Genomic DNA, 24,538 nt, shown 5'->3' on the forward strand with positions numbered 1-24,538 from the left:
TTTCATGCAATCCAGACGGACCTTCATGTGCGGATGCCTCGGCGCGTTTGCCGCCTGTTCGCTGTTTCCGGGCGTGACGAGGGCCAAGATGATCGATCTGCTGCCGCCGTCCGACCCGGCCGACGGCAAGACGTTTCGCGTGATCTGCCTGCACGACGTACGCGACAACCTGCTGGCGAGCTTCTCGAACAACGCGATGGTCGACCCGTACGCGGTCGACACCGGCACGCTGACCGCGATCTTCTCGTGGCTGCAGACGAACAACTACCACACCATCACGGTCAAGCAGATCGAGGCGTCGCGACACGGCGGCAAGCCGCTGCCGCCGCGCTCGGTGCTGCTTACGTTCGACGACGGCTATCGCAGCCACTACACGAAAGTCCTGCCGCTGCTCGAACGCTTCAAGTATCCGGCCGTGATGGGCATCGTCACCGCGTGGATCGATGCGCCGCCGGACGCGCCGATCCGCATCAGCGACAAGATCGAGATGCCGCGCGACTACTTCATGTCGTGGGACGAGGTGCAGAAGCTCGGTTCGTCGAATCTGGTCGAGCTCGCGTGCCATACGCACAACCTCCATCACGGCGCAGTCGCAAACCCGCAGGGCAACGAACTGCCGGCCACCACGTCGCACCTGTACCTGACGGACGAGAAGCGCTACGAGACGGATGCCGAGTTCGAGGCGCGCGTGCACAACGACCTGAAAACCTGCGTCCAGCAGATTCGCGAGCGCACCGGCATCGTCGCGCGCTCGATGGTCTGGCCGTACGGCGCGGAAAACCAGCCCGTGCGCAAGATCTCGACGTCGCTCGGCATGGACATCCAGTTCAGCCTCGACGCCGGGCCGAACACGCCCGACGTGCCGCTCGACCGCCTGCGGCGGATCCTGATGATGTACGACGTCGACATCGGCGGCTTCGAGCGGTCGATGCGCGAGCCGGCCAACAATCGCGGCGACGTCGACGTGCCCGAGCGCGTCGTGCAGGTGGATCTCGACCAGGTCTACGATCCGAACCCCGCGCAACAGGAAAAGAATCTCGGCGGCCTGATCGAGCGGATCTACCGGATGCAGCCGCGATCCGTCTACCTGCAGGCGTTCGCCGATCCGAAAGGCACCGGCACCGCGGAGGCGCTGTATTTCCCGAACCGCCACCTGCCGATGCGCGCCGACCTGTTCTCGCGCGCCGCATGGCAGCTCAGCACGCGCGCCAACGTGCAGGTCTACGCATGGATGCCGGTACTCGCGTTCCGGCCGCCGCCGGACAAGCACCGCGGCCTCGAAGCCGTCAGCGCGTACGGCGGCGCGCCCACGCGCGAGAACGGCACGCGCATATTCCGGCTGAGCCCGTTCGATCCGGACGCACGCCTGATGATCGAGCAGATCTACGAGGATCTCGGCAAGTACGCGTCGTTCGGCGGCATCCTGTTCAGCGACGACGCGGTGCTCGACGACTACGAGGACGCCGGCCGCCATGCACTGCGCGCGTACGCGCAATGGGGGCTGCCGGCCGACATCGGCAAGATTCGCGCAACGCCCGACCTGATGAGCCGCTGGACGCGGCAGAAAACGCGCTACCTGATCGACCTGACGCGGCAGCTCGAACAGATCGTGCTCGCGAACCAGAACGCCGGCGACGTGCTGACCGCGCGCAACATGTTCGCGATGCCGGTGCTGAAGCCCGAATCCGAAGCGTGGTACGCGCAGAACTACGACGATTTCCTGGCGGCCTACGACTACGTCGCGCTGATGGCGATGCCCTACATGGAGCAGGCGTCGAACCCCGACCGCTGGCTCGACCGGCTCGTCGAAATCGTCAAGAGCAAACCGCAGGGCGTCTCGCGCACCGTGTTCGAGCTGCAGGCGTACGACTGGCATGCGCGCAAGGAGGTGCCGGCCAGCACGCTGCTCGCGCAGATGCGGCGGCTGCGCAGCCTGGGTGCGGTCAACTTCGGCTACTACCCCGACAACTACCTGCACGACCAGCCGACCCTCGATGCGATGCGCGACGTGATGTCGCTGAAGTCGCGACTCGATCCGACCTCGATCAACGCGCTGATGCAGATGCATCGCCAGCAGGGGACGAAGACGCCATGACCACCCATACGATCATCACGCGCCTGCAGGACTTCGTCTTCTACTACCCGTTCTTCATGTCGTACCTGTGGATGATCGGCGGCGTCGTGCACTACTTCCTGCTCGAGGAAGGCCGCGAATTGTCGACGCGAACCATCGCGGCGAGCGGCATCCCGAAGATCTCGATCGTCGTGCCCTGCTTCAACGAGGAGGCCAACGCACGCAGCGTGATCAGCCATCTGAACGGGATGAACTATCCGAACTACGACATCATCGCGGTCAACGACGGCAGCAAGGATCGCACCGGCGAGATCCTCAACGAGCTGGCCGCCGAGATTCCGCGGCTGCTCGTGATCCACCACGCGCGCAACGAAGGCAAGGCGGTCGGGCTCACGACCGCGGCGGCGGTGTCGAATGCGGAGTTCCTGCTCTGCATCGACGGCGACTCGCTGCTTGCGCACGATGCGGTCGGCTGGATGCTCGAGCATTTCCTGACCGACCCGGGCGTCGGCGCCGTCACCGGCAATCCGCGCATCCGCACGCGCACGTCGCTGCTCGGCCGCATGCAGGTCGGCGAATTCTCGTCGATCGTCGGGCTGATCAAGCGCACGCAGCAGGTATACGGCCGCATCTTCACGGTGTCGGGCGTCGTCACGATGTTCCGCAAGACCGCGCTCGCCGACGTCGGCTACTGGAGCTCGGACATGCTGACCGAGGACATCGACATCAGCTGGAAACTGCAGTGCCGCGACTGGCGCGTGGTCTACGAGCCGCACGCGCTGAGCTGGATCCTGATGCCCGAGACGGTGAAGGGCCTGTACCGGCAGCGGCTGCGCTGGGCGAAAGGCGGCATCCAGGTGCTGATGAAATACGCGGGCACGCTCGCGCGCCCCACGCAGATGATGATGTGGCCGCTGTTCGTCGAGTACCTGATCGGCATCGCATGGGCGTACGGGATGTCGTTCATCCTGCTGCTCGCGCTGATCGGCGTCATCTATCCGCTGCCCAAGGACTGGCACGTGTCCGTCGTGCCGCACTGGCACGGGATGCTGCTGGTCGCGACCTGCATCCTGCAACTGATCATCGGCAGCATGATCGATCGCCGCTACGACGAGAAGCTGCTGATGTACTTCCTGGATACCGTCTGGTATCCCGTCGCTTTCTGGCTGATCAGCATGATCACCACCGTCATCGCGCTGCCCGCCGTGATGCTGCGGGGGCGTGGCAAGCGGGCCGTATGGGTCAGTCCCGACCGAGGCATCCAACATGAAGAACGCACCGATTATTGACCTGTCCCTGCGCACGCCGCGCGAGATGATGGCCGAGCGCGGCGGAATCGCCGGGTTCGTGCTCGTCGTCTGGTTCCGCTTCGTGCGACCTGCGCTGGTCGGCGCCGTCTGGGCGTCGATCTGCATCTACACGTATCGCTACCTGCTGCCGTTCAACGAGGCGGAAATGCCGATCGAGCAACTGGTGTTCTACGTGACCTGCATCGCGCTGATGGCGGGCTTGCTGGTCACCTGGCTGATCGCGGGCCGCGTCGTGCATCCGTTCGCCTATCGGCTGCGCGTGTCGAAGATGCTGCGGCGCTCGGCCAGCGTGAAAGTGCGCTCGGTGCCGGCGAGCCTGCAGGGCACGCGGCGGCGCAGCGCCGCGCGCGCGACGCGGATACTCGTCGCGTCGCACGACGCGAACGGATCGATTTCCGGCATCGAATGGATCGCCCATGCGGAGCCGCAGCGCCGCGACTGGACGACCGGCGAAACGGGACACAACGCATGAGACGGCATCCGCATCGCACGGCGCCGGCGCTGACGCCCTGCTGCCGCGCGATGCGCGCCACCCGGCATTTTCTTCTGGACGAGGTGACATATGTGCGGAATCGTCGGAGCAAGCGGCATGAACAATCAGGTGCCGCAACTGGTCAACGCGCTGAGCAGGCTCGAATATCGCGGCTACGACTCGTGCGGCATCGCGGTGCAGCGCGACGGCCGGTTGCGCAGCGAGCGTACGCTGCGGCGCGTGGCGGACCTGCAGGATCGCGTGCTGACGCTGGGCCTCGAAGCGCAGACCTGCATTGCGCATACGCGCTGGGCGACCCATGGCGCGCCATCGGAGACGAATGCGCATCCGATCATGTCGGGCGACACGATCGCGGTCGTGCACAACGGGATCATCGAGAACCACGACACGCTGCGCGCGGAGCTGCGGCAGCGCGGCTACACGTTCCGCGGCGAGACGGACACCGAAGTGATCGCGCATCTGATCCACAGCGTCTATCGCGACGACCTGTTCGACGCCGTCACGCGCGCGGTCAAGCGCCTGCACGGCGCATACGCGATCGCCGTGCTGAGCGCGCGCGAGCCGCAGCGGCTGGTCGCCGCGCGCGCGGGCTCGCCGCTCGTGATCGGCATCGGCGCGACGCAGAACTATCTTGCGTCCGACTGCGCGGCGCTCGCGGACCTGACCGACCGTTTCGTCTACCTCGAGGATGGCGACGTCGCGCTGATCACGCCCGAGCGGATCGCGGTCGTCGACGCGCTCGGGCATGAAGCGCGGCGACCGCTCTGCGAAGTCCGCACGCGCGATAGCGACGCCGCGCTGGGGCCGTACCAGCATTTCATGCAGAAGGAGATCTTCGAGCAGCCGAAGGCGATCGACAACACGCTCGACGGCATCGACACCGTCTCGCCGGCGCTGTTCGGCGAGCAGGCCGACACGCGCGCGCTGCTGTCGAAGGTGAAAAGCGTGCTGCTGCTCGGCTGCGGCACCAGCTATTACGCGGGGCTGACCGCGAAGTACTGGCTCGAGTCGATCGCCGGCGTGCCCGCGCAGGTCGAGATCGCGAGCGAATTCCGCTATCGCGATACGGTCGCCGATCCGCGCACGCTCGTCGTCGGCATCTCGCAGTCCGGCGAAACCGCCGACACGATCGGCGCGCTCGACCGTGCGCGCGAGATGGGCCAGGACCTGTCGATGGCGATCTGCAACGTCGCGACCAGCACGATCGCGCGCAACGCGCCGCTGCGCTTCCTGACGCGCGCCGGCATCGAGCTCGGCGTCGCGTCGACCAAGGCGTTCACCACGCAACTGGTCGCGCTGTTCCTGCTGACGCTGACGCTCGCGCAACAGCGCGGCCGGCTCGACGCCGCGCAGACGGCCGCGCATCTGCAGCAGTTGCGCGCGCTGCCGGAACGCATCGGTCATGCGCTGGCGCTCGAAACGCAGATCATGGGCTGGACCGCAAAGTTCGCGAAGAGCGAGAACGCGCTGTTCCTCGGTCGCGGCATTCATTTCCCGATCGCGATGGAAGGCGCGCTGAAGCTCAAGGAGGTGTCGTACATCCATGCGGAGGGTTATCCCGCCGGCGAGCTGAAGCATGGCCCGCTCGCGCTGGTGACGAGTGCGATGCCGGTCGTGACGATCGCGCCCGACGACCGGCTGTTCCAGAAGCTGAAATCCAACATGGCCGAGGTGCGTGCGCGCGGCGGACGGCTCTACGTGCTCGCAGGCCATCAGCTCGAGATCGACGCCGACCGCGATACGCACGTGATCCGCGTGCGCGAATCGGGCGATGCGCTGTCGCCGATCGTCAACGTGATCCCGCTGCAGCTGCTCGCATACCACGTCGGCTGCACGCGCGGCGCCGACGTCGACAAGCCGCGCAATCTCGCGAAGTCGGTGACCGTCGAATGATGCAGTCGCCACGCTGGCGCCGGGTTGCCGCGCAGCCGCGCACGACCCGGCGCGCGGTTGCACGCTGGGTCGCGGCGCTGGGCGGCGCCTGCATCATCGCGGCCGCATTCGCCGGCGCGCCGGTCGTGCATACGGTCACCGTGCAGGGGCCCGCCACGCAGCAGGAAACCGGCGACCTGCGGCGCTTCATGCACGGCATCGGCGTCGCCGATGCCGGCGACGGGCGGCGCTGGATCTTCTTCAGCAGTTCGGGCGTCGTGCCGCGCGGCGCGCTGCGCAGCGGCAACTGGCCGCACGACGTGTATGTCGGCGAATGGCAGCCGGGCAGCCCGCACATGCTGCGCGTGCATACCTTCATCAGCCGTCCCGAAGCGCAGGAACCCGTGTCGATCGCACAGAACGGACGCGGCGACATCTTCGTCACGTTCGAGGACGGCTGGAACGCGCCGCAGCAGGTCAGCCAGCGCTACGGCATCTACCGGCGCGACCTGAAGCCGGTCAAGCCCTACCCGAACGACGTCGAATCGGGCGGCCATTCGGGGCACGTCGCGGCCGTCGGCGAACGCTTCGTCGTGTTCTATTCGGCCGACTGGGTGGACGGCGGCGGCGTCGACAATCTCGGCACCGGCAATGGCGTCTACCTGAAAACCTACGATGCGGCCGGTCACGTGCTGAACCATGTGGCCGTCGCGCCGCACCGCCGCGAATGGTGGCCGATGATCGCGGGCTCGCCGCACAAGGCGCTGCTGGTCTGGCAGAAATTCATCGAAGGCAGCACCGACGCGACGCTCGACTACGCGATGTTCGACCCCGTCACCGCGAAGCTCGACAAGCTCGGTACGCTGAGCGACGCGATCCAGTACTACGTGTATTCGACGGCCTACGTGCCGGATATCGACCGCTTCATCGTCGTCACGACGACGGCCAACGGCCGCGGCGTCGCGACGCTGATCGACCCGGACGGCCATCGCACCGCGACGCTCGACTGCCTGCCGGCGTCGGTGCGCGAATCCGGCATCGGCGTGGCCGGCTCGCTCGCCTATGTGCCGACACGCGACGGGCGCCTGTTGACGCTCGCGCTGTCGCCCGCACGGATCGCCGTGCGCGGCGTGCAGCGCTCGCCGATTCCGTGGAGCCCGACAGGCATCGCCGGCTTCCCTGCGCGCGACGACACGATGCATTTCGTGTCGTTGACGCCGGCCGGCGCGCGCGAAGCCGATTTCGATCCGCAGCGGGAAACGCGCTCGCCCGACGTCGGCAACGCGTGCTCGAACGGGTCGTGAAGCGGCGGCGTTGCGCCGCCTGGCTTTCCGGCCGGCGCAGCGCGCACCTTGCTCCCGTACATGCCCCTGCGCGCGTTTCCGGTCGCGACCGCGCCGTACCGGATAGACTGTCGCCCGATGCATCCATCGGCCGCGACGCCCCTGCCTGCCGTCGCCGCCGGAACACCCCTTCCACGGAGAACGCATGCTGAAGCGCAGGTTGTTTTCGCTGTTGTTGCTGACGGTTTGCCTGATCGGACAGCGCGCGTCGGCGCAGTCCACGCTCGAACTCGCGACCGGCGGCACGCCCCGCTCCTTTACGCCGCAGGCGCTGCTCGCGCGCCCCGACGCCGTCGAAATCCACGTGCCGCGCGACATCGCGTACGGCACGCCGATGAACTTCCGCGCCGTGCCGCTGGCCGACTTGCTCGGCGACACGCCGCTGCCCGAGGACGGCGTGCTCGAAACGCGGGCGGCCGACGGCTTCGCCGCGCAGCTGCCGACGCGTCTCGTGCGCAGCCGCGCATCGGCTGGCGCCGTCGCGTGGCTCGCGATCGAAGACCCCGCGCACCCGTGGCCGGCGCTGCCGGGCAAGACGGTCAGCGCGGGGCCGTTCTATCTCGTGTGGCTCGGCCCGAAGGCCTCGACGGTGCGCGGCGAACAATGGCCGTACCAGATCGTGCGCATCACGATCGAAGCGTCGCCGCTCGCGCGCTGGCCTTCGCTCGCGGTCGATCCGGCGCTGCCCGCCGACGACCCGGCCCGCGCGGGCCAGCGCCTGTTCGTCACGCAATGCCTCGCATGCCACCGCATCGACGGCGCGGGCAGCAGCGATGCCGGCCCCGACCTGAACACGCCGATGAATCCGGTCGAATACTTCCAGCCTGCCGCGCTGCGCCGCTATATCCGCAACCCCGCATCGGTGCGCGACTGGCCGGGCCGCGTGATGCCGGCGTTTCCGCCGGAACAGCTGAGCGACGTCGAGCTCGACCGGATCGTCGCGTATCTCGCATATATGGCGCGGCGCAAGGCGGGGCGCTGATCGAAATATTTCGGCGGACGATGTTGTCGACTATCCGAGCGATGATCTCGCCGCGGTACTTAACGCGCACGGCAGATGGCACTACGCGCACAAGGACGGACGGCCGTCCGCAACCGGCCGTCCGCTTCATCAAGCGTCGGCTTCCTGCGCGCTGCGCAGCACCGCTCGCAGCAGCACGTCGGCGCCGGCCGCCGCCCACTCGGGTGTGATCGCCTCGGCCTCGTTGTGGCTCAGCCCGTCGACGCACGGCACGAAGATCATCCCGGTCGGCGCGACGCGCGCGACATAGCAGGCATCGTGGCCCGCACCCGACACGATGTCCATGTGCGACAGCCCGAGCGCTTGCGCCGCGTCGCGCACCGCGTCGATGCAGCGCGGCGCGAACGGCACCGGCGGATACCTGAAGATCTGCTCGATCTGCGCGCCGAGGCCGGCCTCGGCCGCCACCTTCGCGAGTTCGGCGCGCAGTTCCGCATCGAGTGCGTCGAGCACCGCGTCGTCCGGATGACGGAACTCGACCGTGAAGAAGCAGCCGCCCGGCACCGTGTTGCGCGAATTCGGGCGCGCCTCGATCATGCCGACCGTCGCGCGCGCATGCGGCGCGTGCCGGCGGCCCAGCGCGTCGACGAACGTGATCATCCGCGCCGCACCCACCAGCGTGTCGCGACGGAATTCCATCGGCGTCGTGCCCGCGTGCGCGTCGACGCCCGTCAGCGTTACCTCGTACCAGCGCTGCCCCTGTCCGGCCGTCACGACGCCGATGGTGCGGCCGGCCCGTTCGAGGATCGCGCCCTGCTCGATATGCAGTTCGTAGGCGGCATGCACCGGATAGCCGCCGACGGGCTCGGGCCCGGCGTAGCCGATCCGTTCGAGTTCTTCGCCGATCGTCCTGCCCGCGCTGTCGGTGCGCGACAGTCCGTATTCGAGCGTATAGACGCCCGAGAACACGCCGGCCGACACCATCGCCGGCGCGAAGCGCGAGCCTTCCTCGTTGGTCCAGATCACGACATCGATCGGCCGCTCGGTCTCGATGCCCGCGTCGTTCAGCGCGCGCACGACTTCGAGGCCGCCCAGCACCCCGTAGATGCCGTCGTAGCGGCCGCCGGTCGGCTGCGAGTCGGCGTGCGAGCCCGTCATCACCGGCGCGGCATCGGGATTGCGGCCGGCGCGGCGCGCGAACACGTTGCCCATCCGGTCGACCCGCACCGTGCAGCCGGCGTCGCGCGCCCACTGCACGAACAGGTCGCGCGACTCGCGGTCGAGGTCGGTCAGCGCCAGACGACAGACGCCGCCCTTCGGCGTCGCGCCGATCTGCGCCATGCGTTCGAGCGAAGCCCACAGCCGCTCGCCGTTCACGCGCGGCGCGCCTACCTGCGCGGTTGCCTGGTCGTCATGCATTGCCGTCCTCCGGCGCGGCGTCGCGCGACGTGCGTTGCAATTCATATCGGAAGTCGCAGCGCTTGCCGCCCTGCATGATCGTGCTGGTGCGCGTCAGCGCGATGCGCGGATCGTAGCCTTCGATGAAATGGCTGTCGCGCGCGCAGCTCAGCAGGTGACCGATCTCGCCGAGCCCCATCGCGTGGTACATCTCCGCATAGCTGCAGCGATGCACGTCGTAGTCGTAGTGCGCATCGTCCGCGCGGCGCACCTCGACGTCGAGCGCATCGTCCTTCTCCCACAGCACCTGCAGCGCGATGAACGACTGCACGCTCGTGCCGTCGGGCTCCTGCGCGGCGAACGTGCGGCCTGCCTCGACGGCCGCGCCGCGTACGGCTTCCGCGATGACGGCCTGCGCGCGTTCGGTGCCGAATTCGCGCTTCATGATCTCGTAGATCGGCTTGATGATTTCCGCTTCGATGCGGCGCCGCGCGAGGATGCCGAGGCGCGTGTCTTCGGGGGTGGTCGGGGTCTTGGTGGGTTCGGTCATGGAATTGTCTCGATTGTCGGTCCAAGTTAGCGCTTTAGCGCTTACTTGGACCCCATGCAAAGCTGTCGGTCCGAGTTAGCGCTTTAGCGCTTACTCGGGCCCCATGCAAAGCTGTCGGTCCGAGTTGGCGCTTCAGCGCTTACTCGGACCCCATGCAAAGCTGTCGTCCTTTACTTCGCCGTGGTGCGCGCGCCGCCGAGCACATCGACGACAGTCCACTTCCCGCCGCGCACCTGATAGATCGTGAACGCCGGATTCTTCAGGTTGCCTTCCTTGTCGAATGCGATCTCGCCCGTCACGCCCGGCCGGTCGATCTCGCGCACGGCGGCGACCAGCTTCGCCGGCTGCGTCGTGCCGGCCTTCTGCGCAGCCGCGATCAGCGTGGCGGCCGCGTCGTACGCAAACGGCGCATGCAGTTCGATCGGCGCGCGGAAACGCGCCTGGTACTGCGCGTCGAACGCCTTGCCGCCCGGCATCCGGTCGAGCGGCAGGCCCGGTTCGAGCGCGGTCACGCCGTCGCCGTCCTTGCCTGCGAGCGACAGGAAGGTCTGGCTCACGAAACCGCCCGCGCCGAGCAGCGGCGCGTTCACGCCGAGCTGGCGCATCCGGCGTGCGATCGGCGCGGCCTGCGCATCGAGCCCGCCGAAGAACACCAGATCCGCGCGTTTGCCCTTGATCGCGGTCAGCACGCCGCTGAAGTCGGTCGTCTTGTCGTTCACGTACTGGCGATCGACGATCGTGCCGCCGTTCGCCTGCACGCCCTTGATGAACTGGTCGGCCAGCCCCGCGCCGAACGACGTGCGATCGTCGATCACCGCGATGCGCTTCGCCTTCAGCGTCTTCACCGCGTAGGCGCCCGTGAAGTTGCCGCCCGCATCGTCGTGACCCATGATGCGGAAGGCCGTCGCGTAGCCCTGCTGCGTGTACTGATGGCCCGTCGACGCCGGCGCGATCTGCGGAATGCCCGCGTCGCGATAGACGCGCGACGCCGGCACGCTGCAGCCCGTGTTCCAGTGGCCGACGACGCCGATCACGTGCTGGTCGACGAGCTGCTGCGCAACCGCGACGGCCGTGCGCGGGTCGGACTGGTCGTCGGCTGCGACGAGCTTGTACACGACGGGCTTGCCGCCGATGGTCGGATGCTTCGCGTTCGCGTCGTCGATCGCGAGTTGCGCACCGTCCTGCAGGTCCTTGCCGATCCGCGCCGACGGGCCGGTCAGCGGTGCGGCCAGGCCGATCAGGATCGTCTGGGGCGCGGATTGCGCGAACGCGGGAACGGAGGCGATCAGGGCGGCCGCGGAGAATGCGACGCCGGCGGAGAAGAAAGCGGTTTTCATGTGCGGGATCGGTCTATCGGATCAAAACATGAAAAATATTAAAGAATCAGACTCCGCACCCCAAATACTCAATTGTTGGATGCTTATGCCGTTCTCGACACAATAAACCAACTACATGAAAACACGATGATTTTTCTTCTTGTCGCTTACCCTGATTTTTCTATAAAATTCGATACATGAAAAATATCGAACAATTGCCTCACGATCCGCCGCTGCGGGCCGTCCGCGCGTTCGAGGCATTCGCGCGTCTCGGGTCGGTCACGGCGGCGGCGAGCGAACTCGACATCACGCCGTCCGCGGTCAGCCATCAGCTGCAACTGCTCGACGCGTTCATCCAGACGCCGCTGACGGTCCGCGAAGGCCGGCTGCTCGCGCTGACCGACGAAGGGCGCGACTACTACCGCTCGATCAGCGCCGCGTTCTCGGTGCTGCGCAGCGCGACGCGCTTCGTGCGCGATCGCTCGTCGCTGCGGCAGATCACGATCAGCCTGATACCGCTGTTCGGCATCGGCTGGTTCATTCCGCGCCTGCATGCGTTTCTCGCCGACAACACGGACGTCGACGTGACCGTGCTGTATGCGCACCACCGCAACTATCGCAGCGATGCATCCGACCTATCGATTCGCTTCGGCACCGGCGACTGGCCCGGCTATCGCTGCGAGCGGCTCGTGCCGGGCGCGATGGTGCCGATGTGCAGCCCGTCGTTCCTGCAGCGTCACGGGCCGTTCCGCACGCCGGCCGATCTTGCACAGGCGCCGCTCGTGCACGACGAGGATCGCAGCGCATGGGTCAACTGGCTGCAGGGCGCCGGCGTGCGGCACGTGTCGCACGCGGTCGGACCGATGTTCGAGGACGGGCAGCTCACGCTGAGCGCGGCGCGCGCGGATCTCGGCGTCGCGCTGCTGCGTGCGCCGCTGGTCGAGCGCGAACTGGCGAGCGGCGAGCTCGTGAAGCTGTTCGATCACGCGCTCGACGACGGGCGCGATTACTACCTGTGTACGCGCGAGGACGCGGACATGCCGGATGGGGCGAGGCGGCTGGCGGAATGGTTGAGGGAGATGGCGGGGGTGTGAGCAGCGCGCCATTTCGGTTGAGCAAGCTGCGGCCCGTCTCTTGCACGTCGACATCTACATATATATGATATGCATATCATATATCGGAGGCGAAAATGGGCCGAATTCTGGTGGATCTGTCAGACGGCCAGCTCGACGAGCTGGCCGTCATCGTCGAGACTGAGCATCGCCCTCGCGCCGCGATCATTCGCGATGCGATCAATGCCTACATTGCTCTACACAAGCGCCCGCTCGCCGACGACGTCTTCGGTCTCTGGAAAGATCGCACCGTCGACGGGCTCGCTTATCAGGAAAAACTGCGCTCGGAATGGTAAAAGCTCTCTTCGACACCAACATCCTGATCGACTACCTGGGCGGCGTGGAATCCGCCCGCCTGGAACTCGGCCGCTACGACTATCGTGCGATCAGCACCATTACGTGGATGGAAGTTCTGGTCGGTACGACCGCAGATGACGAAGGCCCGATCCGCGCGTGGCTCTCGTCATTCGACGTGATCCCGCTCGACGGTACGGTTGCCGGCCGCGCTGTGACCATTCGCAAGGAGCGCCGCATTCGCCTGCCGGACGCGATCGTCTGGGCATCGGCCCAGGTAAACGGGCTGCTGCTCGTGTCGCGTAACACGAAGGACTTTCCGGCAACGGAACCCGGCATCCGGGTGCCTTATCAGGTCTGAGCCAGCGCGCGTTGTTCGCGCTCCACACGATCGAAGCCCGCCGAAGCGGTTCAGCTGTCGGAACCCATATCAAACCGCTTCTGCAGGAAATAGCGGGTGTGTCCGGCAGGAAAATCGGCCAGTTCGCCGAATACGACGAACCCGAGCCGCTCGTAAAGCCGCCGCGCATCGGGATTGAACGTATCGATCCACGCAGCGATGCATCCTCTGCTTATCGCAATTTGCTCGGCGCGCGCCAGCAGGTCGGACGCATAGCCCTGTCCGCGCACATGCTCCGCGACCCATAGCCACTTGACGAACAACCAACCCCATCCAGTGCTGCCGATCAGACCGCCAACGCGATCGTCGGCTTCCCCGATCGCAATGGCCAGATCCTGATGGTTCGCCGGCCCTTTCGTTCGGGCATTGAACGCGGCCAGCCCATCTCCCACCAGACTGGAAAACGATGGCGATACGTCATCGAGAACGATCAGCGGCTTTTTCATGAAGTCCTTCGGTATCGAGGGGATGAAAACAACAAAATGCCGATGCAGTGTCCGTCCATTGTATGGCCTCGCGAGCGGTCGTCCAGCGCACCTCTGGCCAAGCGCTTCCCCAGCCGCAAGACGCACGATCACCCAGGCCGCACCCCACATAGAATTTCCCGATGCCTCGGATTAAAACAAGCAATTTCACAAGCTCGGGGTGAACCCGGATACTGGCAACACTCCATTCACACCTGACGCAAAGGAAATCACAAGATGCCGATCATCAACACCCAAATCAAACCGTTCAAGGCAACCGCATACCATAACGGCGATTTCGTGACCGTGACCGAAGAGAACTTCAAGGGCAAGTGGTCCGTCGTCGTGTTCTACCCGGCCGACTTCACGTTCGTCTGCCCGACCGAGCTGGGCGACCTCGCCGACCGTTACGCGGAATTCCAGAAACTGGGTGTCGAAATCTACGGCGTGTCGACCGACACGCACTTCACGCACAAGGCATGGCACGACACGTCGGACACGATCGGCAAGATCAAGTATCCGCTGATCGGCGACCCGACGCTCACGCTGTCGCGCAACTTCGACGTGCTGATCGAGGAAGAAGGGATGGCGCTGCGCGGTACGTTCGTGATCAACCCGGAAGGCGAGATCAAGCTGTGCGAAATCCACGACAACGGCATCGGCCGCGACGCGGGCGAACTGCTGCGCAAGGTGCAGGCCGCGCAATATATCGCCGCTCACCCGGGTGAAGTGTGCCCGGCCAAGTGGACGCCGGGTGCGGAAACGCTGACCCCGTCGCTCGACCTGATCGGCAAGATCTGACGATCGCCCGGCGCGCCATGCGCGCCGTCGCGGGCCGCCGCCTCGCGCGGCCCGCGCCCTCCTCCGGCACGACGTGCCCGACCATAACAATCGATACGGAATCCGAATCGCCATGCTCGACGCCAATCTCAAGAACCAACTGAAAGCGTACCTCGAAAAGATCACGCGCCCGATCGAACTCGTCGCGTCGCTCGACGACAGCGCGAAGTCGCATGAGCTGCTGGCGCTGCTCGACGAGATTGCGTCGCTGACGACACGCGTGACCGTAATCGAACGCCGCGACGACGATGCGCGCAAGCCGTCGTTCTCGATCGGCGAACCCGGCAAACCGGCCGGCATCCGCTTCGCCGGCATCCCGATGGGCCATGAATTCACGTCGCTCGTGCTCGCACTGCTGCAGACCGGCGGCCACCCGATCAAGCTCGACGACGACGTGATCGAGCAGATTCGCGCGCTCGACGGCGACTACGTGTTCGAAACGTATTTCTCGCTGTCGTGCCAGAACTGCCCGGAAGTCGTGCAGGCGCTGAACGTGATGTCGCTGATCAACCCGCGCATCCGTCACGTCGCGATCGACGGCGCGCTGTTCCAGGACGAAGTCGAGGCGCGCCAGATCATGGCCGTGCCGACGATGTTCCTGAACGGCGAATCGTTCGGGCAAGGCCGCAGCAGCGTGAAGGAAATCCTCGCGAAACTCGATACCGGCGCCGGCGCGCGCGCCGCGAAGTCGCTCGAAAACAAGCCCGTGTTCGACACGCTGATCGTCGGCGGCGGCCCCGCGGGCGCCGCGGCCGCGATCTACTCGGCGCGCAAGGGCATCGCGACGGGCGTGGTGGCCGAGCGCTTCGGCGGCCAGGTGCTCGACACGATGGCGATCGAGAACTTCGTGTCGGTGCAGGAGACCGAAGGACCGAAGTTCGCGACCGCGCTCGAGCAGCACGTGAAGCAATACGAAGTCGACATCATGGACGTGCAGCGCGCGGAAGCGCTGATTCCCGGCGACGTCCATCAGGTCCGCCTCGCAAACGGCGCGGTGCTGAAGGCGAAGACGATCGTGCTCGCGACCGGCGCACGCTGGCGCGAAATCGGCGTGCCGGGCGAGCGCGAATACCGCAATCGCGGCGTCGCGTACTGCCCGCACTGCGACGGCCCGTTGTTCAAGGGCAAGCGCGTCGCGGTAGTCGGCGGCGGCAACTCCGGCGTCGAGGCCGCGATCGATCTCGCGGGCATCGTGAAGGAAGTCACGCTGATCGAATACGGTTCGCAACTGCGCGCGGACGAAGTCCTGCAGCGCAAGCTGCGCACCCTGTCGAACGTGACGATCGTCACCGACGCACAGACGACCGAGCTGACCGGCGACGGCAACAGGCTGAACGGAATCGTCTACCAGGATCGCCGCTCGGGCGACGTGAAGCGGATCGACCTCGAAGGCGTGTTCGTACAGATCGGCCTCGTGCCGAATACCGAATGGCTGAAGGGCACGGTCGAGCTGTCGAAGCATGGCGAGATCGTCGTCGACGCGCGCGGTGCGACGTCGGTGCCCGGCGTGTTCGCGGCCGGCGACGTGACGACGGTGCCGTTCAAGCAGATCGTGATCGCGGTCGGCGAAGGCGCGAAGGCATCGCTCGGCGCATTCGACTACCTGATCCGCCAGGATGCGACACCGGCGGCGGCCACGCAGCCGCAGGCCGAGGAAGCGATCGCCGCGTAACGCGCACGCAGCAAGGGATCTCTCTTGGCCCCGCATGCCCTGGTCGGCGTGCGGGGTCTTTTTTCGTTCGGAACGGATCGCGCGATCGGGATTGCCGCGATCGCTACTTGGCTGTCGTCGGAGCGCCGTTCGCGGGCGTCTGCGACTTGATGCTGCTCGACTCCCTCACCAGTTGCTCGGTCATCGCTGCGGCGACCGGATTCGCGCCCGACGACGACGAGCCCAGCCGATACGTTCCGGCCCCCGCACCGGCGCCCACGCCCGGCGCCCCCGTGCCGCCATACGCCGACATCGGCGGCGGCGGCAGCGACGGATCGAGCTTCGCCGATTCGCGGACCAGCGCCGCCGTCTCGGGCGTTTCGGATTTCGGGTTCGCGGACGATGGATTGACTGCCGCGTGACGTTCGAGGCCTTCACGTCGGCGCGACGGGCGTGCGGTCGGTTCCGGGGTTGGCTGGGTCGATTGCGCCTGCTGCACCGCGGGCGAAGGAGGCGCCGGGGGCGCGGAGACGGCCGGTTTCGGGGACGCCGGGGTCGAATCCTGCGCGTCGACCGTCACGACCTTGACGGTCGGCCGCACCACCGGCTTCGCGGCCGGCTGCGGCGTCTCGCTGGCGATATGGCCGGCGGCAACCGACGCAGGCGCCACGCCGGCGGCCGCAGGCGCGGCCTGCTGCGCGGCTGCGGCCTGCGGCGGCGCGACCGCGCCTTGGGCCGTATGATCGTCCTTCGCCGGCGCAGCGGCCGCCGGCGCGGCGGAATCGCCGATGCCGGCTTCCTCGATCGCGCGATGGTCCGCACGCAACAGCATTACGTAGCCGGTGCCTGCCGCGGCCACCAGCAGCGCGCCGGCGATCATCAGTGTCTTGCGGGTACTCGTCATGCGTGGCTCACTCATATCGACGTGAACAAGCCATCATACGCGCCCGCCGCCGCGCGATCCCGCATGAATACATTTGGTTGCATTGTGCCGTCAGGCCAATCGTCCGACCTATCCGGCCCCGCTTCGTGCACGGCCGGCGTCAGATGCAGAAGATTGCGACCGCGATCCCGCCGAACAGCGCCCACTTGACGATGTAGTAGACGGTGCGGTTCCACGCCTTCAGCCGCTTGCCGGCACGCCGGATCGCGTACAGATACCGGAACGCGCGATTCAGTCCGCCCGTGCGATCGCCGGTCTCGTTCGGCGACGCGGCCGCGCGCATCAGCAGCTGCCCGAACGCGTCGTTGATCCGCTGCGCCCAGCGATATTTCATCGGCCGGTCGATGTCGCAGAACAGGATGATGCGATCGCGCTCGGTGCGGTTCTCGGCCCAATGCAGATAGGTCTCGTCGAACATCACGGCCTCGCCGTCGCGCCACGCGTACGACTCGCCGTCGACGACGATCCGGCACGCGGCATCGTTCGGCGTGTCGAGCCCAAGGTGATAGCGCAGCGAGCCCGCATACGGATCGCGATGGAGGCCGAGCTTGCCGCCCGGCGGCAGCGACGCGAACATCGCGGCCTTGATCGACGGAATCCGCGACAGGATCTCGACCGAGCGCGGACACAGCGCCTGCGCCGACGGATGCGGCGCGTCGTACCACTTCAGGTAGAAGCGCTTCCAGCCGTTGCGGAAAAACGAGTTGAAGCCGATGTCGTTGTACGTGTCCGACGCCTTGATCCGCTGCGCATCGCGCAGCGCGAGCGCTTCGTCGCGGAAGGTGCGCCATTCGCGCTGCAGCGCCGCCAGTTCCGGGAAATGGCGCGTGTCGAGAAACGGCGTCGTCGGCACCGACGACAACGCGTACGAAAAGCAGTTCAGCGGCGCGGTAAAGGTCGAATGATCGGAGAGCTGCCGGAAAAACCGGTGCCTCACCCTGCCGCGTCGATGCGTGTAGACGACGCACGCAATGAAGACGATCAACAGGACCCAACGCATTTTTATTTCCCCCGTAAGCTGTTTGACGGGAATTCTAAATACGGGGAAATTTTTCTGCGCTGTGACGAACGGGCGCGATCGCGCCGGCCGACGGGCGGCCGCGCGACGATACGGGAACGGCACGATACGGCCGAAAGCCCGTATCCACGGGCCTTGCGCGCGTATCCGCAGCGATGCGCCGCGCGGCCGAACCCGCGCCTGGCCGGCGATTATTCCGGAAACGGCAAATCAGTTTGTCCGTCTGCGCGCATACCGAACGTATTGAGCGTCATTGCGACGAGCGCGTAATAACCCAGCAGCGCGACGAGGTTGACGACGATCTCGTGGCCGAAGCGCGCCTCGGCCCGCGCGAAGGTCGCATCGCTGACGCGCCGCGTTTCGTACAGCTCGGTCGCGAACGCATGGATCAGCGCATCGTCGTCCGATTCGAACGCGGGCGTGTCACCGCGCCGGATCGCGTCGGCCGTCGCGGCCGGCACGCCCGCGTCGAGCGCGATCGGATGATGGATGTGCCACTCGGCCTGCGAGCGCCAGCGCGCGGCCGTCACCAGAATCGCGAGCTCCGACAGCCGCAGCGGCAGGCCCGTGCGATACCGGCAGAACGCACCGAGCCGCTGCGCATGCTGCGCGAGCTCGGGGCTCGCGATCCAGCCGAGGAACGGCCCGTTCAGGTTGCCGCGCGGGCCGCTGAGGATCTCGGCCAGCACGGCCTTCTGTGCGTCGGTGGCCGATGCGGGATCGAATGGAGGCAGTCTGTCTGTCATGGTGATGATCCGGTAGTGTGGCCGTTCATGCGCCGGCCGATGCGAGCGCCGCGCCGATCGCGCCGGACAGCCGTTCGACGATCGTGTCGATCTGCTGCGCGGTGCAGATGAACGGCGGCGCAACGAGGATGTGATCGCCGTGCACGCCGTCGATCGTACCGCCCATCGGATACACCATCAGCCCGCGCTGCATCGCCTCGCGCTTGACCGCCGCGTGCAGCTTCAGCGCGGGATCGAACGTCGCCTTGCTGTCGCGGTCGCGCACGAGCTCGACGCCGACGAACAGGCCGCGGCCGCGCACGTCGCCGACATGCGGATGCGCCGCGTAATGCTCGCGCAACGACGCGCGCAGCTGCTCGCCGCGCGCCTTCACGTTGTCGAGCAGCTTCTCTTCGGCGATCACGCGCTGCACTTCGAGCGCGGCCGCACACGCGGTCGCATGGCCCAGATACGTATGGCCGTGCTGAAAGAAGCCGGAGCCGTCGACGATCGTCCGGTAGATGCGGTCGCTCACCAGCGTCGCGCCGATCGGCTGGTAGCCCGCGCCGAGCCCTTTCGCAATCGTCAGCAGGTCGGGCGCGACGCCGTCTTCGTCGCACGCGAACAGGTAACCGGTGCGGCCCATCCCCGACATGATCTCGTCGAGGATCAGCAGCACGCCGTACTTGTCGCACACCGCGCGAATCTTCTTCAGGTAGGTACGTACCGGCGGCACCGCGCCGGCCGTGGCGCCGACCACCGTTTCCGCGACGAACGCCGCGACGTTTTCCGCGCCGAGTTCGACGATCTTCTGCTCGAGTTCGTCGGCGAGACGCTGCGCATACGCTTCGTCGGTCTCGCCTGCGGCCTGGTCGCGATACGCGTAGCACGGGCTCACATGGTGCGCCTCGATCAACAGCGGCAGAAACGGCTCGCGCCGCCATGCGTTGCCGCCGATCGCGAGCGCGCCGAGCGTGTTGCCGTGATAGCTCTGGCGGCGCGCGATGAAGTGGCGGCGCTGCGGCTCGCCCTTCTCGACGAAATACTGGCGCGCAAGCTTCAGCGCGGCCTCGATCGCCTCGGAGCCGCCCGACACGAAATACACGTGTTCGAGCCCGGCGGGTGCGGCCTCGACGAGCCGGTCGGCCAGTTCCTCGGCCACCTCGGTCGTGAAGAACGACGTGTGCGCGTACGGCAGCTGCTGCGCCTGCCGCTTGATCGCATCGATCACGCGCTGGTTGCTGTGGCCGAGACACGACACGGCCGCGCCGCCGCACGCGTCGATATAGCGTTTGCCGGTCGAATCGATGATCTCGATGCCGTCGCCTGCGACGGCGACGGGCAAGGTCGCGCGCGGTGCGCGATGGAAAACGGTCGTCATGCGTTGCCTCATGGATCAGGACACGCGCGGTGCGTGCGCCAACGGCACGATGCGCGTCGCGAAGCACTGCGTGCCATGTTGATGGATCGTGAAGTCGATCGCGGTGTCGCGAATCGAGAATACTGCCGTTGCCAGCGTGTTTTCGTCGTCGGGGTCGGCCGGATCGTCGCGATAGATCGGCAGCCCTTCCGGTGCACGATCGCCGAGCACGCGCAACAGCGCGGTTTCGTCGACCGCGTCGATGCCCGGCGTCAGCGCATCGACGCGCCGCTGGCGATCGCCGGACGACTGCGTGACGATCTGCGCTTCCGCGTCGCAGCCCGGATGCACGAGATGATTCGCGTGGCCGGCAACCCGTGCAACGTCGATCACCGAACAGCGCGCGACGCTCGCCTCGATGCTCAGGAGCCGCGTATCGCCGGTCGCGCCGAGCGTATGGTGAAAGCCGCTTGCGCGCGCCTGCGTGCGCAGTACGTCGGCGGCCGCATCGAGCGACGTCGCGTCGAGCACTGCGCGCGCGAGGATCATCCGCGGCACACCCACCGCCGGCGTGCGGATCCGCAGGTTGTTGATCGCCTGCGCGATGCCCGCGCGGTTCGCCGCGAACGTATGGCCGGGCAGCGAGCCGGGGTAATAGAAGCTGATGAAGCCGGGCTTGCCCTGCGGCTGCACGTCGACGAGCAGGCAGCGCTCGCGCAGGTACGGATCGCCGTCCTCGTTGTGCGCGATCCAGCGCGTGCCGTCGGCGCCGCGTGCCGCGAGCGTCGTGCAGCCGTCCGGCGCGTTGTGGATCAGCTCGCCGCGGCAATTCCACAGGAAGATGTCGTCGGCCGGCCAGCCGACGCCGGCCGCGATCCCGTCCAGTTCCGCGACGAGCTCGGGGTACGCGGCGAGCGCGGCCTGCCGCAGCGCGGCGACGAACGGATGGCCGCGCCAGCGACTGACGGCCTGCCAGGCGCTGCTCTGCTGCATGTACGCGTCGAATACCGGGCGGGCGAGCTCGCCGAGACGCACGCCGATGTCGAACGGCGTGCCGGCGATGACGGGGGAAAGGGAAAGCGGCATGGCAGGTGATTCGGTTGGGTTCAGGACACGTGTTTCAGGAATTCCTTCAGGCGCGGGGTCGGCGGCCGGTCGATCAGGTCGACCGGATGGCCGTCCTCGGCGATGCCGCCCTGATCCATGAACAGCAGCCGCGTGCCGACCCGCTTCGCGAAGCCGATCTCGTGCGTGACGACGATCATCGTCATCCCTTCGGTCGCGAGATCCTGCATGACCTTCAGCACTTCGTGGCGCAACTCCGGATCGAGCGCCGACGTCGGCTCGTCGAACAGCATCAGCCGCGGCCGGATCGCCAGCGCCCGCGCGATCGCGACACGCTGCTGCTGCCCGCCCGACAGCTCCGACGGATAGTGATTCGCGCGCGATTCGAGACCGACCTTGTCGAGCAGCGCCATCGCCTGGTCGCGCGCGTCGGCACGCGACGCGCCACGCACCTGGATCGGCCCGAACATCACGTTCTCGAGCGCGGTCATTTGCGGGAACAGGTTGAACTGCTGGAACACCATGCCGGCTTCGAGCCGGATGTTGCGGATCGTCGACGCGTTGCCGCGCACGCTCTGGCCGTCGACCAGCAACTCGCCGCCGGTGATCTTCTCGAGCGCGTTGATACAGCGCAGCATCGTCGATTTGCCCGAGCCCGACGGGCCGACCACGACGACCACCTCGCCCGCGTCGATCTTCAGGTCGATATTCTTCAGCACCGGCACATGGCCGAAGCTCTTCGACACGTTCTGGAATTCGATCATGCTCATAAGATTTTCATCCGCTTTTCGACGAGCCGAAGCGTCAGCGTCATCACGCCGGTCAGTATCAGGTAGATGACGGCCACCGCACTCCAGATCTCGACCGCCTGGAAATTGCCGGCAATGATTTCCTGCCCCTTGCGCGTCAGCTCGCCCACGCCGATCACGATGAACAGCGACGTGTCCTTCAGGCTCACGATGCACTGGTTGCCGAGCGGCGGAATCAGCCGCCGGAACGCGAGCGGCCCGACGATCTTCAGCAGCACGCGCGGCATCGACAGCCCCATCGCGAGCCCTGCTTCCGTCAGCCCCTTCGGGATCGACAGCAGCGCGCCGCGCACGACTTCCGCGAGATACGCGCCCGAATTCACCGTGATCGCGATGATCGCGGCCGTCAGGCCGTCGATGCGGATATGCGCAAGCAGCGGCAGCGCGAAGTACAGGAACATCACCTGCACGACGATCGGCGTGCCGCGGATCAGTTCAATATAAACCTGCGCGAGCACGTTCATCGCCTTCGGTCCGTATGCGCGGAACATGCCCGCGATCATCCCGACGACGAACCCGCCCACCAGCCCGAAAAATGCGATGAACACCGTCAACCGGACCCCGTCCATCAGGTCCGGCAGCGCCGTCCAGATCGCCGACCAATCGAAATTCACGTGTTGCTCCCCGTTCGATTCAAGACCGGCGCGACCGGCCGGCCGCGCCATGTTGTGCCGTCACGCTCACAGCTTCGGCGGTTCGGCACCGAACCACTTCTTGTAGATCTGCGCGTAGCGGCCGTCGGCCTTGATCTTCACGAGCGACGCATTGACCTTCGGCACGAGCGCGCTGCCCTTCGGGAAGCCGATCCCGTACTTGTCGCCGCTGACCGGCTGGCCCGCGACCTTCACCTTCCCCTTGCCTTCGTTGTTCACGAAGAACAGCACGTTCGGCGTGTCGTGCATCGCCGCGTCGACGCGGCCGGCCTCGAGCGCGAGGTATGCCTGGTCGATGTTCGGGAACTGGCGGATTTCCTTCGGCTTCAGGTGTGCCTTGATCCAGTCGATCGTCGCGGTGCCCGTTTTCGCGGCGATGACCTTGCCGTTCAGGTCGTCGATCGACTTGATCGACGTATTGCCGGCCTGCACCATCGCCGCAAGCCCGCTGTCGTAATACGGTGCGGAGAAGTCGATCGCCTTCTTCCGCTCTTCCTTGATCGTCATGCCCGACAGCGCGACGTCGATGTTCTGCGTCTGCAGGGCCGGAATCAGGCCCGCGAAGTCCATCGGCTGGATCGTGTACTTCCAGCCCTGGTCCTTCGCGATCTCGGCCCACAGGTCGAGATCGAAGCCGACGTACTTGTCGCCCTGCTTGAACTCGAACGGCATGAACGACGTATCGGTGCCGACGACGAGCGTCTTGGTATCCGCGTGGGCGATGCTGGCGCCGAGCGCGGCAGCGACCGCGACGGCTTTCAGGAAGGAACGGCGACTCATGGCTTTTCTCCGCATGGTTGAGCGATGTAACCGGCCGGCTGGCCGGGGAACGACGACATCAAGCCGCACCGCAACATGCGATGTCCAATTAGACCTTAGTGCAACAAGTGTTGTCAACACGGATACTACGACAACAAAAAAATGCTCAACAGGAAAATGCATCGAGACAAACCCGGGCGGGTCTGGTCAGAGGAAAACGGATGTGGTTGGGGGCGGGAAACGCGAGTGCGGGTCGCGCGCCGTTGCGGGCGCGAAAGCACGGAGGGTCCGATGTGGGCGAGCGCTGGGGTGGCGGGCCCGTGTGTTGACGCGCCGCCGTTCAGGCGCGCGAAGATCGTTGCGCCTGCATCCAATGACGGTCACGCGCGCGGCGCGGGCAGCGCCTGGCAAGGGCGTGCATGCCGCCGGCGGGGGGCAACGCCGGCGCATGAATGCGTGCCCGTCACGGCGACGCGAAGAACAGTCCGACGACGCAGACCATCCCCGCGAACCACACGAGCGAGCGCAGCGTCGCCCAGTTCAGCAGATACATCAGCGCGTAGACGACGCGGAGCGCGACGAACGCGATCGCGAGCTGGTCGACGCGATGCACGTTCGCGCCGTTGTGCCACGCGACGACCAGCGCAGCCGTAAACAGCGCGAGCGCCTCCCAGGCGTTCTGGTGCGCGGCCTGCGCGCGTGCGCGCCAGCCTTCGAGCTTCGCGAGATAGTCGCGCGGCATGCGGTTGTCGTAACCCTTGCGGGCCTTCGCGAGAAACGTCATCGGGAACGGCAACAGCGCCGCGACGAACAGGCACAGCTGGGATGTGGTCATCCGTGTCTCCTCCTTATGATTACATTGTTCGATGTCAAAATCGCCGTGAGCTTAGCACTGCGGGACGCCGTTCGTGCACCGGTTTTCTAGAAGACGGACTCGGACGCGCCCGATCTCGCCCGCGCCCGGCAACGTGCGGCGACGCCAAAACATCCACCAAATCGCCGACAAAAACGTTAATTAAAACTGGTCGAACACCAATAAGATAGCGCTCGATACTGGCTCGACGCATTGTCGCGCCAGCTTGCCGATCCGCGCCCCGGCGCGCCCCCACGAACGACTCCGACACGAGA

At 66.5% G+C, this 24,538-nt stretch carries 24 protein-coding genes; 11 read left to right on the plus strand and 13 right to left on the minus strand.

What is annotated here, in order from left to right:
- The first annotated feature begins 4 nt into the window (after positions 1-4).
- The 6 genes from pgaB to WS57_RS07935 all read left to right on the plus strand — a co-directional run bounded on the left by pgaB (position 5) and on the right by WS57_RS07935 (position 8,074).
- Complete coding sequence (gene pgaB, locus WS57_RS07910) at positions 5-2,095, plus strand: poly-beta-1,6-N-acetyl-D-glucosamine N-deacetylase PgaB (RefSeq protein WP_009688146.1); 2,091 nt, start codon at positions 5-7, stop codon at positions 2,093-2,095.
- Positions 2,092-3,363, plus strand: a complete 1,272-nt coding sequence (gene pgaC / locus WS57_RS07915) for a poly-beta-1,6-N-acetyl-D-glucosamine synthase (protein WP_009688145.1) — start codon at positions 2,092-2,094, stop codon at positions 3,361-3,363. Before pgaB ends, pgaC begins: the two co-directional genes overlap by 4 nt.
- Complete coding sequence (locus WS57_RS07920) at positions 3,341-3,856, plus strand: hypothetical protein (RefSeq protein WP_009688144.1); 516 nt, start codon at positions 3,341-3,343, stop codon at positions 3,854-3,856. The genes pgaC and WS57_RS07920 overlap by 23 nt, the downstream gene beginning before the upstream one ends.
- A 90-nt stretch (positions 3,857-3,946) precedes the next feature.
- Entirely contained in the window at positions 3,947-5,770 is a 1,824-nt protein-coding gene (glmS, locus tag WS57_RS07925; RefSeq protein WP_059477432.1) for a glutamine--fructose-6-phosphate transaminase (isomerizing), read from the plus strand.
- Positions 5,767-7,053 (plus strand): hypothetical protein, encoded by a 1,287-nt coding sequence (locus WS57_RS07930; protein ID WP_069244005.1) that lies wholly within the window; start codon positions 5,767-5,769, stop codon positions 7,051-7,053. Before glmS ends, WS57_RS07930 begins: the two co-directional genes overlap by 4 nt.
- Before the next feature lie 184 nt (positions 7,054-7,237).
- Positions 7,238-8,074, plus strand: coding sequence for a c-type cytochrome (locus WS57_RS07935; RefSeq protein WP_069244006.1), 837 nt, complete (start codon positions 7,238-7,240; stop codon positions 8,072-8,074).
- A 129-nt stretch (positions 8,075-8,203) separates the two neighbouring features.
- On the opposite strand, the gene WS57_RS07940 is transcribed toward WS57_RS07935, so the two are convergent.
- From WS57_RS07940 to WS57_RS07950, 3 genes are all read right to left on the minus strand, one after another.
- Positions 8,204-9,472, minus strand: coding sequence for a Zn-dependent hydrolase (locus WS57_RS07940; protein WP_059477428.1), 1,269 nt, complete (start codon positions 9,470-9,472; stop codon positions 8,204-8,206).
- Positions 9,465-10,001 carry an L-2-amino-thiazoline-4-carboxylic acid hydrolase gene (locus WS57_RS07945; protein ID WP_009688137.1) on the minus strand — a complete coding sequence of 179 codons (537 nt, stop codon included), beginning with the start codon at positions 9,999-10,001 and terminating at the stop codon, positions 9,465-9,467. The genes WS57_RS07940 and WS57_RS07945 overlap by 8 nt, the downstream gene beginning before the upstream one ends.
- A 170-nt stretch (positions 10,002-10,171) precedes the next feature.
- The gene (locus WS57_RS07950) at positions 10,172-11,338 is read right to left on the minus strand and encodes a branched-chain amino acid ABC transporter substrate-binding protein (RefSeq protein ID WP_069244007.1); all 1,167 of its coding nucleotides are present in this window, start codon (positions 11,336-11,338) and stop codon (positions 10,172-10,174) included.
- Between the two features lie 176 nt (positions 11,339-11,514).
- Between WS57_RS07950 and WS57_RS07955 the strand changes: the two genes are divergently transcribed.
- From WS57_RS07955 to WS57_RS07965, 3 genes are all read left to right on the plus strand, one after another.
- Positions 11,515-12,411, plus strand: a complete 897-nt coding sequence (locus WS57_RS07955; protein ID WP_060249913.1) for a LysR substrate-binding domain-containing protein — start codon at positions 11,515-11,517, stop codon at positions 12,409-12,411.
- Positions 12,412-12,506: 95 nt separating this feature from the next.
- Positions 12,507-12,725 carry a ribbon-helix-helix protein, CopG family gene (locus WS57_RS07960; RefSeq protein ID WP_009688134.1) on the plus strand — a complete coding sequence of 73 codons (219 nt, stop codon included), beginning with the start codon at positions 12,507-12,509 and terminating at the stop codon, positions 12,723-12,725.
- A complete protein-coding gene (locus WS57_RS07965; RefSeq protein WP_009688133.1) occupies positions 12,719-13,084 on the plus strand; it encodes a type II toxin-antitoxin system VapC family toxin in 366 nt (121 codons plus the stop codon). Before WS57_RS07960 ends, WS57_RS07965 begins: the two co-directional genes overlap by 7 nt.
- A 50-nt stretch (positions 13,085-13,134) precedes the next feature.
- Here WS57_RS07965 and WS57_RS07970 read toward each other — a convergent pair whose 3' ends face one another.
- On the minus strand, positions 13,135-13,569 hold the full coding sequence (locus tag WS57_RS07970; RefSeq protein ID WP_009688132.1) for a GNAT family N-acetyltransferase: 435 nt from the start codon (positions 13,567-13,569) through the stop codon (positions 13,135-13,137).
- A 255-nt stretch (positions 13,570-13,824) separates the two neighbouring features.
- Here WS57_RS07970 and ahpC point away from each other — a divergent pair, with 255 nt between their 5' ends.
- Both ahpC and ahpF read left to right on the plus strand, forming a co-directional pair.
- On the plus strand, positions 13,825-14,388 hold the full coding sequence (gene ahpC, locus WS57_RS07975; protein WP_009688131.1) for an alkyl hydroperoxide reductase subunit C: 564 nt from the start codon (positions 13,825-13,827) through the stop codon (positions 14,386-14,388).
- 112 nt (positions 14,389-14,500) lie between these two features.
- Positions 14,501-16,099, plus strand: a complete 1,599-nt coding sequence (ahpF, locus tag WS57_RS07980; RefSeq protein ID WP_069244008.1) for an alkyl hydroperoxide reductase subunit F — start codon at positions 14,501-14,503, stop codon at positions 16,097-16,099.
- A gap of 103 nt (positions 16,100-16,202) precedes the next feature.
- Here the strand turns inward: ahpF and WS57_RS07985 are convergent, their stop codons facing one another.
- From WS57_RS07985 to WS57_RS08025, 9 genes are all read right to left on the minus strand, one after another.
- Complete coding sequence (locus WS57_RS07985) at positions 16,203-16,982, minus strand: extensin (RefSeq protein ID WP_069244009.1); 780 nt, start codon at positions 16,980-16,982, stop codon at positions 16,203-16,205.
- Positions 16,983-17,121: 139 nt separating this feature from the next.
- Entirely contained in the window at positions 17,122-18,021 is a 900-nt protein-coding gene (gene lpxO, locus WS57_RS07990) for a lipid A hydroxylase LpxO (RefSeq protein WP_059477424.1), read from the minus strand.
- Positions 18,022-18,230: 209 nt separating this feature from the next.
- The gene (locus WS57_RS07995; protein ID WP_069244010.1) at positions 18,231-18,785 is read right to left on the minus strand and encodes a carboxymuconolactone decarboxylase family protein; all 555 of its coding nucleotides are present in this window, start codon (positions 18,783-18,785) and stop codon (positions 18,231-18,233) included.
- Positions 18,786-18,810: 25 nt separating this feature from the next.
- Complete coding sequence (locus WS57_RS08000) at positions 18,811-20,145, minus strand: aspartate aminotransferase family protein (RefSeq protein ID WP_069244011.1); 1,335 nt, start codon at positions 20,143-20,145, stop codon at positions 18,811-18,813.
- Positions 20,146-20,160: 15 nt separating this feature from the next.
- Positions 20,161-21,210 carry a C45 family autoproteolytic acyltransferase/hydolase gene (locus tag WS57_RS08005; protein WP_009689937.1) on the minus strand — a complete coding sequence of 350 codons (1,050 nt, stop codon included), beginning with the start codon at positions 21,208-21,210 and terminating at the stop codon, positions 20,161-20,163.
- A 20-nt stretch (positions 21,211-21,230) separates the two neighbouring features.
- A complete protein-coding gene (glnQ, locus tag WS57_RS08010; RefSeq protein ID WP_040129610.1) occupies positions 21,231-21,959 on the minus strand; it encodes a glutamine ABC transporter ATP-binding protein GlnQ in 729 nt (242 codons plus the stop codon).
- Complete coding sequence (gene glnP / locus WS57_RS08015; protein ID WP_194796569.1) at positions 21,956-22,663, minus strand: glutamine ABC transporter permease GlnP; 708 nt, start codon at positions 22,661-22,663, stop codon at positions 21,956-21,958. Before glnP ends, glnQ begins: the two co-directional genes overlap by 4 nt.
- Positions 22,664-22,678: 15 nt before the next feature.
- On the minus strand, positions 22,679-23,431 hold the full coding sequence (gene glnH, locus WS57_RS08020; RefSeq protein ID WP_009689941.1) for a glutamine ABC transporter substrate-binding protein GlnH: 753 nt from the start codon (positions 23,429-23,431) through the stop codon (positions 22,679-22,681).
- 442 nt (positions 23,432-23,873) lie between these two features.
- Entirely contained in the window at positions 23,874-24,245 is a 372-nt protein-coding gene (locus WS57_RS08025; RefSeq protein ID WP_009689942.1) for an MAPEG family protein, read from the minus strand.
- Positions 24,246-24,538: the final 293 nt, after the last annotated feature.

It is taken from the genome of Burkholderia pseudomultivorans (genome assembly GCF_001718415.1).
Lineage (GTDB): Bacteria > Pseudomonadota > Gammaproteobacteria > Burkholderiales > Burkholderiaceae > Burkholderia > Burkholderia pseudomultivorans_A.

Bases quoted from the DNA above. Each gene is read 5' to 3' on its own strand.
- WS57_RS07985 (WP_069244009.1), bottom strand. From the start codon at position 16,982: ATGACGAGTACCCGCAAGACACTGATGATCGCCGGCGCGCTGCTGGTG.
- WS57_RS07960 (WP_009688134.1), top strand. From the start codon at position 12,507: ATGGGCCGAATTCTGGTGGATCTGTCAGACGGCCAGCTCGACGAGCTG.
- glnP (WP_194796569.1), bottom strand. From the start codon at position 22,663: ATGGCGCGGCCGGCCGGTCGCGCCGGTCTTGAATCGAACGGGGAGCAA.
- WS57_RS07950 (WP_069244007.1), bottom strand. From the start codon at position 11,338: ATGAAAACCGCTTTCTTCTCCGCCGGCGTCGCATTCTCCGCGGCCGCC.
- WS57_RS07970 (WP_009688132.1), bottom strand. From the start codon at position 13,569: ATGAAAAAGCCGCTGATCGTTCTCGATGACGTATCGCCATCGTTTTCC.
- glmS (WP_059477432.1), top strand. From the start codon at position 3,947: ATGTGCGGAATCGTCGGAGCAAGCGGCATGAACAATCAGGTGCCGCAA.
- WS57_RS07965 (WP_009688133.1), top strand. From the start codon at position 12,719: ATGGTAAAAGCTCTCTTCGACACCAACATCCTGATCGACTACCTGGGC.
- glnQ (WP_040129610.1), bottom strand. From the start codon at position 21,959: ATGAGCATGATCGAATTCCAGAACGTGTCGAAGAGCTTCGGCCATGTG.
- WS57_RS07920 (WP_009688144.1), top strand. From the start codon at position 3,341: ATGAAGAACGCACCGATTATTGACCTGTCCCTGCGCACGCCGCGCGAG.
- WS57_RS08005 (WP_009689937.1), bottom strand. From the start codon at position 21,210: ATGCCGCTTTCCCTTTCCCCCGTCATCGCCGGCACGCCGTTCGACATC.
- WS57_RS07945 (WP_009688137.1), bottom strand. From the start codon at position 10,001: ATGACCGAACCCACCAAGACCCCGACCACCCCCGAAGACACGCGCCTC.
- WS57_RS07935 (WP_069244006.1), top strand. From the start codon at position 7,238: ATGCTGAAGCGCAGGTTGTTTTCGCTGTTGTTGCTGACGGTTTGCCTG.
- pgaB (WP_009688146.1), top strand. From the start codon at position 5: ATGCAATCCAGACGGACCTTCATGTGCGGATGCCTCGGCGCGTTTGCC.
- WS57_RS08000 (WP_069244011.1), bottom strand. From the start codon at position 20,145: ATGACGACCGTTTTCCATCGCGCACCGCGCGCGACCTTGCCCGTCGCC.
- WS57_RS07930 (WP_069244005.1), top strand. From the start codon at position 5,767: ATGATGCAGTCGCCACGCTGGCGCCGGGTTGCCGCGCAGCCGCGCACG.
- ahpF (WP_069244008.1), top strand. From the start codon at position 14,501: ATGCTCGACGCCAATCTCAAGAACCAACTGAAAGCGTACCTCGAAAAG.
- lpxO (WP_059477424.1), bottom strand. From the start codon at position 18,021: ATGCGTTGGGTCCTGTTGATCGTCTTCATTGCGTGCGTCGTCTACACG.
- glnH (WP_009689941.1), bottom strand. From the start codon at position 23,431: ATGAGTCGCCGTTCCTTCCTGAAAGCCGTCGCGGTCGCTGCCGCGCTC.
- WS57_RS07940 (WP_059477428.1), bottom strand. From the start codon at position 9,472: ATGCATGACGACCAGGCAACCGCGCAGGTAGGCGCGCCGCGCGTGAAC.
- WS57_RS07955 (WP_060249913.1), top strand. From the start codon at position 11,515: ATGAAAAATATCGAACAATTGCCTCACGATCCGCCGCTGCGGGCCGTC.
- pgaC (WP_009688145.1), top strand. From the start codon at position 2,092: ATGACCACCCATACGATCATCACGCGCCTGCAGGACTTCGTCTTCTAC.
- ahpC (WP_009688131.1), top strand. From the start codon at position 13,825: ATGCCGATCATCAACACCCAAATCAAACCGTTCAAGGCAACCGCATAC.
- WS57_RS07995 (WP_069244010.1), bottom strand. From the start codon at position 18,785: ATGACAGACAGACTGCCTCCATTCGATCCCGCATCGGCCACCGACGCA.
- WS57_RS08025 (WP_009689942.1), bottom strand. From the start codon at position 24,245: ATGACCACATCCCAGCTGTGCCTGTTCGTCGCGGCGCTGTTGCCGTTC.